The sequence below is a fragment of the Streptomyces sp. NPDC001536 genome (genome assembly GCF_042894505.1).
GTDB lineage: Bacteria > Actinomycetota > Actinomycetes > Streptomycetales > Streptomycetaceae > Streptomyces.
The window spans coordinates 51295-68356 of record NZ_JBIAVQ010000008.1 but is presented as its reverse complement, the minus strand read 5'-3'; the positions used below and the strand labels follow the sequence as shown (position 1 = coordinate 68356).

General features: G+C 71.3%; 13 protein-coding genes. 6 read left to right on the top strand and 7 right to left on the bottom strand.

Translation table 11 applies throughout. From position 1 onward, the window contains the following. Nucleotides 1-13: 13 nt before the first annotated feature. A complete protein-coding gene (locus ACFY0U_RS22235; RefSeq protein ID WP_388638377.1) occupies nt 14-2392 on the bottom strand; it encodes a SpoIIE family protein phosphatase in 2379 nt (792 codons plus the stop codon). Between the two features lie 258 nt (nt 2393-2650). Between ACFY0U_RS22235 and ACFY0U_RS22230 the strand changes: the two genes are divergently transcribed. Both ACFY0U_RS22230 and ACFY0U_RS22225 read left to right on the top strand, forming a co-directional pair. Beyond that, the gene (locus tag ACFY0U_RS22230; RefSeq protein ID WP_388638375.1) at nt 2651-5749 is read left to right on the top strand and encodes a glycoside hydrolase family 2 TIM barrel-domain containing protein; all 3099 of its coding nucleotides are present in this window, start codon (nt 2651-2653) and stop codon (nt 5747-5749) included. A 166-nt stretch (nt 5750-5915) separates the two neighbouring features. Beyond that, nucleotides 5916-8159 (top strand): glycoside hydrolase family 9 protein, encoded by a 2244-nt coding sequence (locus ACFY0U_RS22225; protein WP_388638373.1) that lies wholly within the window; start codon nt 5916-5918, stop codon nt 8157-8159. A 188-nt stretch (nt 8160-8347) separates the two neighbouring features. Here ACFY0U_RS22225 and ACFY0U_RS22220 read toward each other — a convergent pair whose 3' ends face one another. Beyond that, the gene (locus tag ACFY0U_RS22220; protein WP_388638371.1) at nt 8348-8839 is read right to left on the bottom strand and encodes a methylated-DNA--[protein]-cysteine S-methyltransferase; all 492 of its coding nucleotides are present in this window, start codon (nt 8837-8839) and stop codon (nt 8348-8350) included. Between the two features lie 157 nt (nt 8840-8996). Between ACFY0U_RS22220 and ACFY0U_RS22215 the strand changes: the two genes are divergently transcribed. The 3 genes from ACFY0U_RS22215 (at nt 8997) to ACFY0U_RS22205 (ending at nt 11747) form a co-directional block, all read left to right on the top strand. After that, entirely contained in the window at nt 8997-9242 is a 246-nt protein-coding gene (locus tag ACFY0U_RS22215) for a hypothetical protein (protein ID WP_388638369.1), read from the top strand. Nucleotides 9243-9245: 3 nt separating this feature from the next. Further along, complete coding sequence (locus ACFY0U_RS22210) at nt 9246-9623, top strand: toxin Doc (RefSeq protein WP_388638367.1); 378 nt, start codon at nt 9246-9248, stop codon at nt 9621-9623. A gap of 522 nt (nt 9624-10145) precedes the next feature. Continuing rightward, nucleotides 10146-11747 carry an RICIN domain-containing protein gene (locus tag ACFY0U_RS22205; protein WP_388638366.1) on the top strand — a complete coding sequence of 534 codons (1602 nt, stop codon included), beginning with the start codon at nt 10146-10148 and terminating at the stop codon, nt 11745-11747. Here ACFY0U_RS22205 and ACFY0U_RS22200 read toward each other — a convergent pair. The 4 genes from ACFY0U_RS22200 to ACFY0U_RS22185 all read right to left on the bottom strand — a co-directional run bounded on the left by ACFY0U_RS22200 (nt 11744) and on the right by ACFY0U_RS22185 (nt 15663). Further along, nucleotides 11744-11932, bottom strand: a complete 189-nt coding sequence (locus ACFY0U_RS22200) for a hypothetical protein (RefSeq protein WP_388638364.1) — start codon at nt 11930-11932, stop codon at nt 11744-11746. The two genes, ACFY0U_RS22205 and ACFY0U_RS22200, sit on opposite strands and share 4 nt — an antisense overlap. 139 nt (nt 11933-12071) lie before the next feature. Continuing rightward, entirely contained in the window at nt 12072-13241 is a 1170-nt protein-coding gene (locus tag ACFY0U_RS22195; protein ID WP_388638362.1) for a lactate 2-monooxygenase, read from the bottom strand. A gap of 82 nt (nt 13242-13323) precedes the next feature. Continuing rightward, nucleotides 13324-14907, bottom strand: a complete 1584-nt coding sequence (locus ACFY0U_RS22190; protein ID WP_388638361.1) for a purine-cytosine permease family protein — start codon at nt 14905-14907, stop codon at nt 13324-13326. A 204-nt stretch (nt 14908-15111) separates the two neighbouring features. Beyond that, complete coding sequence (locus ACFY0U_RS22185; protein ID WP_388638360.1) at nt 15112-15663, bottom strand: hypothetical protein; 552 nt, start codon at nt 15661-15663, stop codon at nt 15112-15114. A gap of 324 nt (nt 15664-15987) precedes the next feature. Between ACFY0U_RS22185 and ACFY0U_RS22180 the strand changes: the two genes are divergently transcribed. Next, entirely contained in the window at nt 15988-16410 is a 423-nt protein-coding gene (locus ACFY0U_RS22180) for a protease inhibitor (protein WP_388638359.1), read from the top strand. 133 nt (nt 16411-16543) lie between these two features. Here ACFY0U_RS22180 and ACFY0U_RS22175 read toward each other — a convergent pair whose 3' ends face one another. Beyond that, nucleotides 16544-16945 carry an STAS domain-containing protein gene (locus tag ACFY0U_RS22175; RefSeq protein WP_388638358.1) on the bottom strand — a complete coding sequence of 134 codons (402 nt, stop codon included), beginning with the start codon at nt 16943-16945 and terminating at the stop codon, nt 16544-16546. Between the last annotated feature and the right edge of the window lie 117 nt (nt 16946-17062).

The window sequence follows — 17062 nt, the reverse complement described above, 5'->3', positions numbered from 1 at the left end:
GCGCGAGCGCCCGTCACTCGTCCTCCTCCAGCAGACCGATCTCGGCCCAGATCGTCTTGCCCTCGGTGGTGTGCCGGCTGCCCCAGCGCTGGGTGAGCTGGGCGACCAGGAGCAGCCCGCGGCCGCCCTCGTCCCAGGTCTTGGCGCGCCGCAGATGCGGGGCCGTGTGGTTGGTGTCCGACACCTCGCAGATCAGCGTGGTCTCGTCGTGGATGAGCCGCAGCCGGATGGGGTGCGCGCCGTAGCGGATGGCGTTGGTGACGAGTTCGCTCACCACCAGCTCCGCCGTGAACGACGCCTCCAGGAGTTCCCAGGTGCCCAGCTGGTCGACGACCTGCTTGCGGATCGGACCGACGAGCGCCGGGTCGGCGGGGATGTGCCAGGTCGCGACCTGGGCGGCGGGCAGCCCCCGGGTGCGGGCCAGCAGCAGCGCCACGTCGTCGGCGGAGCCGCCCGCCGGGAGCAGGGTGTGCAGGACCCGGTCGCAGGTCTCCTCCAGCGACTCCGCGTACCCCGACAGGGCCTCGCGCAGCAGGGCGTGACCGGCGTCGGCGTCCCGCTCCCTGGACTCGATCAGACCGTCGGTGAAGAACGACAGCACCGTGCCCTCACGCAGCTCCAGCTCGGTGGACTCGAAGGGGAGCCCGCCCACGCCCAGCGGCGGCCCCGAGGGCAGGTCGACCAGCTCGGGCGCCCGGCCCGGTGTGATCACCACCGGCGCGGGATGCCCGGCCCGGGCCAGTGTGCAGCGCCGCGACACCGGGTCGTACACCGCGTACAGACAGGTGGCGCCGACCTCGCCGGGGCTGCCCTCGCCGCCGGCCTCCGCGGACAGCCGGATGACCAGGTCGTCGAGGTGGGTGAGCAGCTCGTCGGGGGCGAGGTCGATGTCGGCCAGCGTGCGGACGGCGGTGCGCAGCCGGCCCATCGTGGCCGAGGCCTGGATGCCGTGGCCCACGACGTCCCCGACGACCATCGCGACCCGCATCCCGGACAGCGGGATCACATCGAACCAGTCGCCGCCCACCCCGGCCCGCGCCGCCGGCAGATAGCGCGAGGCTGCGTCCACGGCGGCGGTGCGGGGCAGCTTGCGGGGCAGCAGGCTGCGCTGGAGGGCGAGGGCGGTCTCCCGCTCGCGGGAGAAGCGGCGGGCGTTGTCGATGCAGACGGCCGCGCGGGCCGTCACCTCCTCGGCCAGCAGCACGTCGTCCGGTGTGAACGGGTCCGGGCGCCGGAACCGCGTCAGCACCGCGACCCCGAGGGTCAGACCGCGGGCCTGGATCGGCACGGACATCGTCGAGTGGATGCCGTACTCCCGGACCCGCTCGCCGCGCGCCTGGTCCCAGGACAGCCACTGGTCGAGCTCGCCGGAGGCCACCGTCGCGACGATCGTGCGGCCCGCCACCAGCGAGTCGGCCTGCGGCGAGGTGGCCGGGTACGGCTCCAGCTGGCCGGGCTTGACGACGGCCTCGGGGGTGCCGGGGTTGACCGACTGGTGCGCGGCGCGGCGCAGTCCGACCGGTGCGGTGAGCACCGGCGGCGGATCGCCGTTCTCCTGCGGGTCCAGCAGGTCGATGCTGACGAAGTCGGCGAGCGCGGGCACACAGACGTCGGCGAGCTCCTGCGCCGTCCGGGCGACGTCGAGGGTGGTGCCGATCCGCACGCTCGCCTCGTTGACCAGCTGGAGCCGCTCCCGGGCGAGGTAGTTCTCGGTGAAGTCGTGCGCCGCCAGGCACACCCCCCGTACCCGCCCCTCGGCGTCGGTGACCGGGGCCATCCGGGCCAGCCAGGCGTGCGCGACCGTCTCCCCGCCGGTCCGCATGTAGGTCTGGACGTCCTCGGGGCGGCCCGAGGCGAGCACCCGCAGCAGGTGCCGCTCCAGCTCCGCGCTCTCCGGCTTGCCGCCGATCTCCGACAGCCGCAGACCCCGGATGCGCTCCTCGGGCAGTCCGATCACCTCGGCCATGGCGGCGTTGACCCGGCTCAGCCGCAGCCGCTCGTCGTAGACCGCGACGGCACAGGGCGACTGGACGAGCGCCGCCGTGGCGAGCGGGCCGTCGGGGGAGTCGCCGGCCTCCAGGGGGGTGACGACGAGCCAGTGACCCGGGGTGCCGTCCTGGGAGCGTCTGTGGTGGGCGAGCAGCCACACGGACACGGTGCCGCCGTCGCGGTGGCGGAGCGTGACGGTGCCGTCCCAGCGCGGTCCCTCGGGCGCGAAGACCGCGCCCGGACCATCGCCGACCAGCAGATGCGCGGCGGGGTGACCCACGACATCGGGAGCGGGGTGGCCCAGCAGGCGCTCGGCGCCGTCGTTCCACTCCCGTACCGTGCCGAGGTCGTCGATGACAGCCCGTGCCGTCGCGGCATCGTCGAACGGGTAGTCCGGGCTCATCGTCGCCACTCCATCGCGGACACTCACAGTGAACAGGCGCGTCACTTGAGTTCCAGCCTAGTCCGTCACGCTCGCGCGCGGACGAGAACCCCCTGCGCACCCGGGGCACCTGCAAGAGGGACTTCCGGCCGTTGTGACGCGCGGGGCGCCGGTGTGTGATCGGACCCTTGACGGTCCGGTGTGGCGCGGCGTCAGAATCTGTGTGTTCACGATCTGTTGTGAGTACTTCTGGGCCCTGATGAGGGAGAGCCGCACGCCATGACGGTCACTCGCAGATCTGTCCTGATCGCCTCCGCCGCCGCGCCCGCCGCCGGAGCGCTCCTGAGCCCTACGGCGGCACTGGCCGCCGAGGCCGCCGCCGGGGGCGCCTCGGGGCGCAGCACGGTCCCCCTGCGCGACGGCTGGCGCTTCGCGCTGGTCGACCCGGGCGGGATCACCGATCCGACCGGCGCCTACGCCGGCGCCGCCGACCCCGCCCACGACGACTCGGCCTGGCGCCAGGTCGCCGTGCCGCACGACTGGAGCATCGAGCTCGCCCCCACCACGGAGCACGGCACCACCAGCGGCACCGGCTTCTTCCCGGGCGGCCTCGGCTGGTACCGCCTCGCCTTCACGCTGCCGCCCGCCTACGCCGGCAAGCGGATCTCGGTGGAGTTCGACGGCGTCTACATGGACTCCTCCGTCTACTGCAACGGCACCGAGGCCGGCCGCCACCCCTACGGCTACACCGGCTTCGCCTTCGACCTCACCGACCTGCTGCACACCGACGGCACCACCGAGAACGTGATCGCCGTCAAGGTGCAGAACCGGCTCCCCAGCAGCCGCTGGTACTCGGGCAGCGGCATCTACCGCGAGGCCCGTCTCGTGATCACCGAGCCGGTGCGCGTGAAGCGCTGGGGCACATACGTCACGACACCGGAGGTCACCGACGACCGGGCGCTGGTCCGGGTGGAGACCTCCGCGGTGAACGGGTCCGGCACCACGAGCCGGGTCGAGATCCGCTCGACGGTCAAGGACGCGCGCGGCCGGACGGTGACCCGTACGGCGACCACGGTCGACCTCATCGACGAGGCGACGCAGACCCACGAACTCACCGTCCGCGAACCGAGGTTGTGGGACTTCGACGACCCCCACCGCTACACCCTGCTGACCGAACTCCGCGTGGCCGGCAAGACCGTCGACACCCACCTCACCCCCTTCGGCATCCGCACCTTCGGCATCGACCCCGACGAGGGCTTCCACCTCAACGGCAACTCCGCCAAGTTCAAGGGCGTCGACCTCCACCACGACCTGGGCGCACTCGGCGCCGCCGTCAGCGTCGACGCGATCCGCCGCCAGATGACCATCATGAAGTCGATGGGCGTCAACGCCTTCCGCACCTCCCACAACCCGCCCTCGCCGGAGATGATCCGGGTCTGCGAGGAGCTCGGGATCGTGATGGCGGTGGAGGCGTTCGACTGCTGGCGCAGCCCCAAGACCCGCTACGACTACGGCCGGTTCTTCGACGAGTGGTCCGACCGGGACATCGCGGAGATGGTCCTCGCCGCCCGCAACTCGCCCGCCGTGATCATGTGGTCGATCGGCAACGAGATCTCGGAGTTCACCTCCACCGCCGGGCTGACCATCGCCGACCGGCTCATCGCGGACATCAAGGCGCTCGACGCCACGCGCCCGATCGTCATCGGCTCCCACCGGCACCGCAGCGTCCCCGCCCCCGGCACCCCGGCCGACCTGATCCTCGCCAAGCTCGACGGCCTCGGCCTGAACTACAACACCGCCAAGTCGGTGGACGCCCTGCACGCCCGCTACCCCCACCTGTTCCTCTTCGAGTCCGAGTCCTCCTCGGAGACCTCGACCCGCGGCGTCTACCAGGAGCCCGAACACCTCAACACCGGCGAGAACCACACCCCGGGCAGACGCGCGGTCTCCTCCTACGACAACAACCTCGCCTCCTGGACCATGAGCGGCGAGTACGGGCACAAGAAGGACCGGGACCGCAAGTGGTTCACGGGTCAGTTCCTGTGGTCGGGCATCGACTACATCGGCGAGCCGACGCCGTACGACGTCTTCCCCGTCAAGGCGTCCTTCTTCGGCGCGGTGGACACGGCCGGCTTCCCGAAGGACATGTACTACCTCTTCCGGAGCCAGTGGACCAGCGAGCCGATGGTCCATCTGCTGCCGATGACCTGGAACCACCCGGAGGGCGACACGGTCGAGGTGTGGGCGTACTCCAACGTCGCCACCGTCGAACTGTTCCTCAACGGGAAGTCGCTCGGCACCCGGACCTTCGACACCAAGAAGACCGTCGACGGCCGGGAGTACCTGGAGACCACCGAGGCCACCGGCGACGACAAGACCTTCACCGACGGCCCCTACCCCGGCAGCTACACGAGCCCCAACGGCAGCGCGGGCAAGCTCCATCTGACATGGCAAGTGCCCTACCGGGCAGGTGAGTTGAAGGCGGTGGCCCGCCGCGGCGGCAAGGTCGTCGCCACCGACGTGCTGCGTACGGCGGGCCCCGCGCGTGCCGTACGGCTGACCGCGGACCGCGAGTCGCTCGCGGCGGACGGTCGTTCGCTGGCCTTCGTCACCGCGGAGATCGTCGACGCGCGCGGGGTGGTCGTGCCCGACGCGGAGCACCTGATCACCTTCGCGGTGAAGGGCGGCTCGCTCGCCGGGCTCGACAACGGCCGCGAGGAGAGCGCCGAGCGTTATCAGGCCGGCACCCGCACCGCCTTCCGCGGCAAGGCGCTCGCGATCGTGCGGGCGGGCACGGAGCCGGGTGCGCTGAAGGTGATCGCCCGCGCGGAGGGCCTCAAGGCGGGCACCGCGAGCCTGCGCACCAGGCCGGCCCGATCGGCCGCGACCACCCCGGCGCCCGAGTTCGCCCCCGACCACCCGGCCCCGCCGAACCACCCCTACGCCGACGCCAGTTACTCCGGGCGCCCCGACACGCTTCCCGCCGCCATGCTCGACGGCGACACGACCACCGGCTGGTCCAACGCCTTCAGCAAGGCCGCCACGGCCGTACTGCCCCTCTTCAACGGGGCCAGGGCCAAGGACTGGGTCTCCGTGGACTTCGGCCGCACCCGGACCTTCGACCGCGTGGAGGTCTCCTTCACCCTGAGCCCCACCCACACCCTGCCCGCGGCGGTCGAGGCCGAGGTGTGGGACGGCGAGCGGTACGTGAAGGTACAGGGGGCGGCGGTCGAGTGGGCCACGGCCTCGGACGAACCCACGCTGATGACCTTCACGGCGATCCAGGGTTCCCGGCTTAGGCTGACCTTGACCAGCACCCACCCGGGAGAGGCCCGCGGAGCGATGCGCATCAGCAAGCTGGAGATACCCGCCACCTGAGCCACGTCAAGATGGCGCCGCAGCCGAGAACGGCCCCGCACCGCGCAATGTTTCGTCTCGTCCGGACCGTTGACGCGGTGTCATGCCTGCAACAAGCATGACCTTGACCGTCTATTGGGAGCGCTCCCATACCGATCGCACCCGCAGCTCACCGAGGAGCCCGGACGTGAAAAGACGCAGAACCGCCCTGTTGTCCCTGACGGCCCTGCTGGGAGCGGCACTTGTCGCCTCCCCGGTGTCCCCGGCCGCCGCCGAGGAGGTCGAGCAGCTCAAGAACGGAACCTTCGACACCACCACCGAGCCATGGTGGGCGTCCAGCAACGTCACCGCCGGACTGTCCGACGGGCAGCTGTGCGCGGACGTGCCGGGCGGCACCACCAACCGCTGGGACGCCGCCGTCGGCCAGAACGACGTCACCCTGGTCAAGGGTGAGTCGTACAAGTTCGGATTCACCGCGAACGGTTCGCCCGCGGGGCATGTCGTCCGCGCGATCGTGGGCCTCCAGGTCGCGCCGTACGACACCTACTTCGAGGTCAGCCCGCAGCTCAGCGTCTCCGGCGACTCCTACGCGTACACCTTCACCTCGCCCGTCGACGCCACCCAGGCCCAGGTCGGCTTCCAGCTCGGCGGCAGCGCGGACCCCTGGCGGTTCTGCGTGGACAACGCCTCGCTGCTGGGCGGGGTGCCGCCCGAGGTGTACGAGCCTGACACCGGGCCCCGGGTGCGCGTCAACCAGGTCGCCTATCTGCCAGTCGGCCCGAAGAACGCCACGCTGGTCACCGACGCGACCGCGAAGCTGCCCTGGCAGCTGAGGAACGCGGCCGGCACTGTCGTCGCCCAGGGCTCGACCACACCGCGCGGTGTCGACGCGTCCTCCGCGCAGAACGTCCACTCCATCGACTTCGGCTCCTACAAGAAGCAGGGCAAGGACTTCACCCTGGTGGCCGACGGCGAGACCAGCCGCCCCTTCGACATCGGCACGAGCGCCTACGAGCAGCTCCGCACGGACGCCGCGAAGTACTACTACACCCAGCGCAGCGGCATCGCGATCCGCGACGACCTGCGCCCGGGCTACGGCCGTGCGGCCGGCCACGTCGACGTCGCGCCCAACCAGGGCGACGGTGACGTGCCCTGCCAGCCGGGCGTCTGCGACTACACCCTCGATGTCACCGGCGGCTGGTACGACGCCGGCGACCACGGCAAGTACGTCGTCAACGGCGGCATCTCCACGTGGGAGCTGCTGAGCACCTACGAACGCTCGCTGCACGCCCGCACCGGACAGCCCGCGAAGCTCGGCGACGGCACCCTCGACATCCCGGAGAGCGGCAACAAGGTGCCGGACATCCTGGACGAGACCCGCTGGGAGCTGGAGTTCCTGCTGAAGATGCAGGTGCCCGCCGGTGAGCCGCTGGCCGGGATGGCCCACCACAAGATCCACGACGAGGCGTGGACGGGCCTGCCGCTGATGCCGAGCGACGACCCGCAGAAGCGGGAACTGCACCCGGCGAACACCGCGGCCACCCTGAACCTGGCGGCGACGGCCGCGCAGGCGGCCCGCCTCTACCGGCCCTACGACAAGGCGTTCGCGGCGAAGTCCCTCGCGGCCGCCCGCACGGCCTGGACCGCGGCCCTCGCACACCCGGACATCTACGCCGACCCCAGCGACGGCACCGGCGGCGGCGCCTACCCCGACAGCGACGTGACCGACGAGTTCTACTGGGCGGCCGCCGAGCTGTATCTGAGCACGGGGGACAAGCAGTTCAAGGACTACATCCTGAACTCCCCGGTCCACACCGCCGACATCTTCGGCCCCCTCGGCTATGACTGGGCCCGCACCGCCGCGGCCGCCCGCCTGGACCTCGCGACCGTGCCGAACAAGCTGCCCGGCCGGGACAAGGTGCGCCAGTCGGTGGTCAAGGGCGCGGACGGCTACCTCGCGACGCTCAAGGCACAGCCGTACGGCATGCCGTACGCCCCCGCCGACAACCTCTACGACTGGGGTTCCAACCACCAGATCCTGCACAACGGCGTCGTCATCGCCACCGCGTACGACATCACCGGCGGCTCCAAGTACCGTGACGGCGCCGTGCAGACCATGGACTACCTCTTCGGCCGCAACGCGCTGAACATGTCGTACGTGACGGGCTACGGCGAGGTGAACTCCCACAACCAGCACGCCCGTTGGTACGCCCACCAGCTCGACCCGAGCCAGCCGAACCCGCCGCGGGGAACCCTGGCCGGCGGACCGAACTCGAGCATCCAGGACCCCTTGGCACAGAGCAAACTCCAGGGCTGCGTCGGCCAGTTCTGCTACATCGACGACATCCAGTCCTGGTCGACCAACGAGCACACCATCAACTGGAACTCCGCCCTGACCCGGATGGCGTCCTTCGTGGCCGACCAGACGTAGCGCGGACATCGGTTGGCAGGGGCTCCATGTGCGCGGTGACACTCCGGCATGAGCAGAATCGCGGAGGTCATCGTACCGGCGCCGGGAAACTCCGGCGAGGTCATGGAGCCCCTCCTCCGGGCACCGAGCGCTTTCACGCCCCGGCACCGGAGACCTTCGAGTTGGTGAGGTCCCGGCGGTTCCTCCCGTCATCCGAGCATCGGCTGGAGCGCGCCCTCCAGCGTGAGCAGCCGCACCTTGCGCTCCACCCCGCCCGCGTAACCGCGCATCGAGCCGTCGGCGCCGATGACCCGGTGGCAGGGCCGCACGATCAGCAGCGGGTTGGCGCCGAGCGCGGCGCCCACGGCCGGGGTGTCGGCGCGCGCCACGCCGAGCCGGCGGGCGAGCGTCCCGTACGTGGTCGTGGTGCCGTACGGCACGGCGTCGAGCGCCTGCCACACCCGCTCCTGGAAGTCCGTGCCGTCGGCGTCGAGCCGCAGGTCGAAGCGGGTGAGCCGGCCCGCGAAGTAGGCGGACAGCTGTTCCTCGGCCTCGGCGAAGGCCGCGTGGTCGCGCCGCCACTCCGGGCGGACGGTGGGGGCACCCCGCTGCCCCGGCATCGACAGTGAGGCGAGTCCCGACTCCCCGCCGACCAGGAGCAGTTCACCGAGCGGGCTCTGCGTCGTCGTGTACGTCGTCATGGGTCCGTTCCCTTCCCTTCCGCTACGAGTCTGCTGCGCTGACGGGGCGGGCGCTGGCGGGAATCGGACACGGCGCTCAGGCCTCGCGGTACCCCTGTACGAGTGCTCTGAGCAGGGAGTATTTACGAGTAAGTACCACAGCGGTACCGTGAAGGGCATGCCAGCTCTCAACGTGGAGTTCAGTGACCGTGAGCTAGAGGACCTGCGGCAGATCGCCAAGGAGCGCGGTACGTCGATGAAGGCCCTCGTACGGGAGGCGGCCGCGGCCGACATCGCGCGGCATCGCGCGCTCCAGGAGGGCGCGGAGGCCTTCCGGCGGTTCTTCGCCTCCCACGCCGACGAGTTCGCCGCCGCGTTCCCCGACGACGAACCGGCGGTCAAGGGCGAGGGACGGGTTCTCTGACCGATGGCTCCCGTGGTCCACATCGACGTGCCCTGGCTGCTCCAGCGTCACGAAGAGGTCCTGCCCGACCAGCCCACGATCAACGACTTCTCCGCCCTGGTGGCGGCCGTCGCCCGCCACCGTGTCGACCCGCCCCGCCTCGGTGTGGACTCCGACCCGGCCTGGCGGGCCGCCGCCCTGCTGCACACCCTCGCCCTGCTCAAGCCCCTGCCGGCGGCCAACGCCCGTTTCGCCTGCGCGACGGCCGTGGCCTACATGTTCGTCAGCGGCGTCGGCATCGACCCGCCCTATGGCGCCCTCGTCGACCTAGCCCGTGACCTGATCTCCGGCAAGACCGATGTGTACGGCGCGTCCGACCGGCTGCGCTCCTGGCAGATATAGGGCCTGACCGCCGGTCAGGCACCCCCGCCCCCGGCCGGGGCCGACCCCGTCCCACCCTCGGGGCCGCCGACCGAGGGCGGGAGGATCGGGGTCGGCGGCCGTTTCGCGCGGGAGAGCCGCCGTCCCGCGCGTGGCCTCCGAGGGGCCGGTACCAGTGCACTACGAGGGCGCGTGCGCCGGGAGCGTGCGCGTCGCTCCGGCGCGTGCGCGTGTTTCACACGGGGCGCATGGAATGCCGTGAACCACCGCGGACGACCTGCGCGGCGACCGTTTCTGACTTTCCTTCAACGAAACGTATGTTGCCCAAGTGCCTTGTTGGTCATGACCGTGTTGTGCAAGGGTGAACTACCCGTGCGGGGGGTAATGGCCGGGTCTTCTTTCGTCCGGTGGGGAACCCGGGCGGACGGGTCGTTGGTGAATTCGTACTCCTCGCGCCTCGCCAAAAAGGTATACACCAATCCCCGACTTTTTCGGCGAGCAGAACTTCTCAGAGTCACCTGCGCGTGGGAAGGAATCCGCTCAGTGCCCACCCCCCACCCCCCTCGCCCTCCTTACCCGCCGCCAGGCGGCGTTCAGGGGGAATCCGACCACGACCTCGCCTCCCTGCTCAGAGGTCGTCCGGACGGCGAGGCGGCCCAGTCGGCCGCGCTCTTGATGGCGCGGCACTGGCCACCCGTCCACGAGTACGCCGTCATCTGTCTCGCCTCCCGGTCGGACGTCGCCTCCATGGTGACCGCGGCCGCCTTCCACCAGGTCCTGGACCGGCTGGCACTCGGCGAGCAGGCCACCGCCCTGCGCCCGAGGCTTCTGGTGCGCGTGCGCGACACCGTGCGCGAGTGGTCGGCCGAGGACCGAATATCCGGCGTTCTGCCGGATCTCGGGAAACCGGCCGGCGGCCGCGGTATGCGGGCGGCGAAGTCCATGACGCCCGAAAACCGGAAACTCGCCGAGCGCTCTTTCCAGACCCTGCCCGGACTCGCCCGCTGTCTGCTCTGGCACACCGAGGTCGAGGCCGAGCCGATTGCCGTCCCCGCCGGTCTGCTCGGCATGGATACCGACACCGCGTCGGCCGCTCTCGAACAGGCGCGGGAAAAATTCCGCGAGGGTTGTGTACATGCCCATCGGGAACTCGCGCCGACCAAGGATTGCCGGTTCTACAACCGTCTCCTCGATGTTCCGATACGCCGGGGCGGAGCCCTGCTGCCGGATGTCCAGCAGCATCTGACCGAGTGCCGCTACTGCCGTTTCGCCGCCGAGCAACTGAGCCATTTCGAGGGCGGCCTGGGCGTGCTGCTCGCCGAGGCGGTGCTCGGCTGGGGCGCCCGCCGCTACCTGGAGTCCCGACCCGGCCGTACCGATTCCGGCCCGCGCGGTCGCGGCGGCGCCCGGCACGGCGGCGGACGCCGTCGCCTCCTGTCCCGTATCCCGTCCCCCGGCCGTCGCCCCCCGGAGGGGCCGCGGCCCTCCCGGGTGCTGCTCACCGGGGTGGGCCTGGCCTCCGCCGGACTGCTCGCCAGCGTGCTGGCCGCGAACCTGTGGTCGGACGACGGCGGCGCCGAGCCGGCCGCCTCCACCAGCGCCTCCGGGGGCGGCGAGTCGGCCTCGGGCGGCGTGTCCTCCTCCCCGCCGGGCACCGCCCAACTCCCCCTGATCCCGAAGCAGTCCAGGCTGCGCAACGTCGCCGCCGACCTCTGCCTCGACATCCGGGGCGAGCCGAAGAAGGGGGCCGGCACCGAACTGGAGACCTGTTCGGACGCGGAGAGCCAGAAGTGGACGTATGAGGACGACGGACTGCTGCGCAGCGCAGCGAACCCCGACCTCTGCCTCGACTCGCACGTGGACGCCGGTGTGGTGATCCTCGGGACCTGCGCGGGCGAGAAGAGCGAGCGGGCGGAGGACGTGCGCTACGACATCACCGTGCAGGGCGAGTTGCTCACCCGCTGGGACGAGCAGCTGGCCCTGACCTCCACCACCGGGGCGGCGGACGCCGACATCGTCGTCAAGGTGCGTGATGGTTCCGACGGGCAGCGCTGGGTGACCGACCCGGTGTCGCCGAGCGCCGGTGCGCTCTCGGTCCCCGGTTCGGGGACCCCGTCCGCGCGGGCGGTCGGGGGGCCCGTCTAGTTCACGATGCCGCGGGGCGGGTCGCCCGCCAGACGGCCGGCCGCGTTCTGGACGGCGGCCAGGGCGATCCGCACCACCGTCCCCCGGGTGACACCCCCGACGTGCGGCGACAGCACCACGTCGGGGGCCCGCAGCAACCGCAGGGCCGGGGTGGGCGGTTCGGCGTCGAAGCCGTCGATGCCCACCCCGGCCAGGGCGCCTCCGACTCGGGCGCGGCGGCGAGGGGTTCGCCCGTCACGGGGGAGAGCGCCGTGACGGCCCCATGCGCCGCGCGCAGCGCCTCCATATGGGGTGCGACGACGGCGAGCACGTTCTTCGGGGTCGTCATACGGGGTCCTCGACCAGGTCGGCGGGGCCCACGGTGGTGGGGGAGGCGTGCCCGGACAGGGCGAGGGTGAGGTCCAGTTCGGCGAGCAGACAGCGGATCACATGCTCGACACCGGGCTGTCCGTCCAGGCCCAGGCCGTACACGTACGGCCGCCCGACGAGCACGGCCCGGGCGCCGAGCGCGAGTGCCTTGAAGACGTCGTCGCCGGTGCGGATCCCGCTGTCGAAGAGGACCGTCAGCCGGTCGCCGACCGCCTGCGCGACCCGGGGCAGCGCGTCGGCGGCCGCGACGGAACCGGCCACCTGCCGGCCGCCGTGGTTGGACACCACCACCCCGTCCATCCCGGCGTCCGCGGCCGCCCGCGCGTCGTCCGGGTGCAGGACGCCCTTGAGGACGATCGGCCCGTCCCAGTGCTCCCGCAGGAACGCCAGATCCGGCCAGGTCTTGCCCGGATCCGCGAACATGCCCACGAAGTGCATCACGGCCGCGTTCGGGTCCTCGGCCACCGGCTTGGCCAGCCCCGCCTGGAACGCCGGGTCGGAGAAGTAGTTGGCGGTGCCCACCCCGTGCAGGAACGGCAGATAGGCCTGGTCGAGGTCGCGCGGCCGCCAGGCCAGCAGCGGGGTGTCCAGCGTGACGACGAGCGCCGTGAACCCGGCGGCCCTGGCCCGGTCGAGGAAGCTCAGGGCCACCTGGGGATCCTTCGGCCAGTACAGCTGGAACCACCGCTCGGCGTCCCCCATCGCCTCGGCGACCTGCTCCATCGGTGTGCTGGACGCCGAGGACAGGATGTACGGCACGCCCTGTGCCGCGGCGGCCCGGGCGGCGGCGGACTCGGCGCCCGGGTGCATGATCGACAGCACCCCGACCGGTGCCAGGGCCAGCGGGGCGGGCAGGGCGCGGCCCAGTATCTCGACCGACAGATCCCGCTCGTGCACGTCCCGCAGCATCCGCGGCACGATCCGACGCCGTTCCAGGGCCGCCCGGTTGGCCCGGGCGGTGCTCCCGTCACCCGCGCTGCCCGCCACGTATCCGACCGGGCCGGGGCCGAGGCGCTGCTCGGTGAGCTCCTCCAGCCGGGTCAGATCGGTGGGCAGTCGCGGTACGGCGCCCGACATGCCGTTCAGATAGATCTCGTACTGGAAGTCCGCCCAGTGCCTGGCCATGTCGTACGTCCCGCCTCTCGTCGCTGAGAACGCGTTGCGCCTTGACGATACTGGCGGGTAAACGCCGGTCAGAACCCCGGGGTCAGCCGCCGTTCGCCGCCACGACGGGCTCCGGCTCGCCGGACTCCGCGCCCGGTCCCGTGATGGGCGGCACCGGCACGTCGACGGTACGGGCCAGCCGCGCGCCCTCGGGCCCGTAGACCGCCCGGGGTTCGGGGAAGAGCCGCAGCAGCGACAGGAACAGGACGGCGGCCACGACCAGGGACAGCGGCAGGCTGATGTCGACGCCGTTGGCGAGATCGCCGAGCGGTCCGACGAACTGGCCCGGGATGTTGGTGAACAGCACACCGATCAGCGCCGACACCCACCAGGCGGTCATGCCCCGCCAGTTCCAGCCGTGCGCGAACCAGTAGCGGCCGCCGCGCTGACGGCGGTTGAAGACCTGGAGCGCGTCGGGGTCGTACCAGCCTCGGCGGGTCCAGAAGCCCAGCATCATCACGACCATCCACGGCGTGGTGCAGGTGATGATCATCGTGGCGAACGTCGAGATCGACTGCACCAGGTTCAGGCCGAACCGGCCGATGAAGATGAACGCGATCGACAGCACGCCGACGAACAGCGTCGCCTGCACCCGGCTGAGGCGGGGGAACACCGACGAGAAGTCCAGGCCGGTCCCGTACAGCGCGGTCGTGCCCGTCGACATGCCGCCGATCAGCGCGATCAGACACACCGGCAGGAAGAACCAGCCCGGCGAGATCGCGAGCAGGCCGCCCACGAAGTCGGGGGCCGCGGGGTCGACGTAGTCGGGCGCCTTGGCCGCGATGATGCTGGCGGTCGACAGGCCGAAGAGGAACGGCAGCAGCGTGGCGATCTGCGAGAGGAACGCGGCGCCGATCACCTTGCGGCGCGGGGTGCTCGCCGGGATGTAGCGCGACCAGTCACCGAGGAACGCGCCGAACGACACCGGGTTCGACAGCACGATGAGCGCCGCGCCGATGAAGGACGGCCAGAACAGCGACTGCGTGGCCGCGTCCGCCGAGTCGGTGAAGACGCCCGCGTACGACGGGTCGAAGTCGCCGGCGAACGCGATCGCGCCGAGCAGGAACAGCAGGCTCGCCGCGGCGACCGCGACCTTGTTGACGAACAGCATGAACCGGAAGCCGTACACGCACACCGCGAGAACCAGACAGGCGAACAGCGCGTACGCCACGACGTACGACAGGTCGCCGCGCGGCAGGCCGAAGAGCCGGTGGGCGCCGCCGACCAGGGCGTCGCCGGAGCTCCACACCGAGATGGAGAAGAACGCGATCGCGGTCAGCAGGGAGAGGAAGGAGCCGATCACCCGGCCGTGCACACCGAGGTGCGCGGACGAGGACACGGCGTTGTTGGTGCCGTTGACCGGACCGAACACCGCCATCGGGCACAGGATCAGCGCACCCGCGACGACGCCGAGCAGCGTGGCCGCCAGGCCCTGCCAGAAGGAGAGGCCGAACAGGATCGGGAAGGCGCCCAGCACACAGGTGGAGAACGTGTTGGCGCCGCCGAAGGCGAGCCGGAACAGGTCCAGCGGGGTCGCGGTGCGCTCGGCGTCGGGAATGCGGTCGACGCCGTGGGTCTCGACCTCGGTCAGAGACGGCGCGGGGGAGGTGTCGGGCTGCGGGGACAAGGGGGCTCCATCGAGGGGACCGGCGGTGGAGCGCGTCGTGGCGCGGGAGATGTGGGGTGAGGGACGGCCGCTCGCGTCGGCAGGGGTGTGCGGCGCGAGGGGATGCCGTCCTCTCGGGGGTCTGCCGACGGTACGGCCGGGGTGAAGAACCACACCAGAGGACGGTTCATCCATCTTTTGTGTCGCGGCTGTACGAAACCTCCATTACTCGGTGTCCGAGGGCGCGTCCTCCGGTTCGGCGTCGGGGCCCTGGGCCCGCACCCGCTGGACGTGTTCGAGGGAGTTCCGCAGTTCCGCGAGCCAGTCGTCGGTGTGCTTCTGGACCAGACGCACGCACCAGGCGAGCGCGTCACTGCGGCTGCGCGCCACCCCGCCCGCGATGAGGGTGTCGAGGACCTGGCGCTCCGGCTGGCGCAGCCGGGTCATGACGGGCGCGGCGACGTGGGTGAACAGGGCGCGTTCCCCGTCGCACTCCACACCCCAGGAGACCTTCCTGCGGAATTGGTGCTCGGCCTCGGCGGCCACCTCGATCCGGGCCTGCCGGGTGCGCTCGCGGAACTCCTGGATACGGCTGCGCACGGCGGCCTCCCGCTCGGTGGCCGAGACACCCTCGCTGAGCCGGGGCGCGGGGATGCGGCCGATCACGGTGATCTCCTCGCGGTCGACCGTCAGCTCGGCCAGTTCCTCGAAGAGGTCGTCGGGCAAGCGGCCGGCGAACCAGCCGCGCAGCTTCTCTCGCTGCTCTGTCGTAATCATGTAATGACGATTACTCCACCGGAACATGAACGCAAGGGGTGCGCGGGGGGTCCGCCGAGAGCTCAACCGGAATGTTTCAGGCCTATTGCAGAACCGGGGTGAACCGGCCATTCGGTCGGTCGGGACGATCAAGAATCCCGTGGTTGCGGCGCTGTCGCGTTCGAATTACGTGACTTCACGCCACTGATTCAACACGCAAGGTTACTGAATCACATGGGGTCGATGTGAGATTCGGCCGCGGACTCGGCAGACTCCCGCTCGCCGGTCCGGCACCGATCGCGCCGGGCCCGGTACCACCCCCGTATCAGCGGAAGGATGCACACAATGCGGAACACCGCACGCTGGGCAGCGACCCTCGCTCTGACGGCCACCGCCGTCTGCGGCCCCCTCGCCGGGACCGCGCTCGCCGCCCCCGCCTCGCTCTACGCCCCCTCGGCCCTGGTCCTCACCGTCGGCCACGGTGAGGACGCCGCCCTCGCCACGCCGACCCGCGCCGTCACCCTGACCTGTGCCCCGACGTCCTCCGGGAGCCATCCCGCGGCGGCCCTCGCCTGTGCCGAACTGCGCGGTGCCGGCGGCGACTTCGACGCGCTGACGGGCCGGAACGACGTGATGTGCACCAAGGAGTACGACCCGGTGGTCGTCACCGTCGACGGTGTCTGGCAGGGCAGACGCGTCTCCTACGAGCGGACCTTCGCCAACGAGTGCGTGAAGAGCACCCACGGGACCAGCCTCTTCGCGTTCTAGAGACCGGGGTCGCGGGGTCCTCGTGAACCGACAGCGGTTCGTGGCTGGGGAGCGCGAGCCCTGACGCGGGACCCCTCGCGATCTCGTACGGGGGTCGGCTGGGCGGAGTGGGGCCGCCCGGCCGGCCTTCGGATCAACCCTGTGGTTCGGGAAGCTCCGGCAGCGGCGGAAAACGGCCCAGCAGCCCCGAGGCGCGCAGCAGCCGCCGTATCCGCGCACTCCCCGAGACGATCCGCAGCCGCCCGCCGTGCTCCCGCGCCCGGGAGTCCGCCCGGCACAGGACCCGCAGGCCGGAGCAGTCGAAGAAGTCGACGGTGCGCAGGTCGACGAGGACGTCCGGCCGCTCGCCCTCGGTCGCGGTGTGCAGATGCTCGGCCAGGGAGCCAGCGGACGCCATGTCGATCTCGCCCGCGGCCTCGACCACCGTGAGGGTGCCGTGCCGGTAGGTACGGGCATACGGGTTCGCCGCCGGGGGCCCGGTTCCGCCGGTGCCCTCGGAGGGTCCGGGGGCACGATCGCCGGACTCCGGTGTCATGTCGGCTCCACCTCGGCAGGGGCGCGCTGTCGATCTCGGTAGCTACCCCGGTGAGGTGCGGAGCATCCCTGAGGGGACCGGTGCAAGATCTGGTTCACTCGACATGGTGAATTGGCC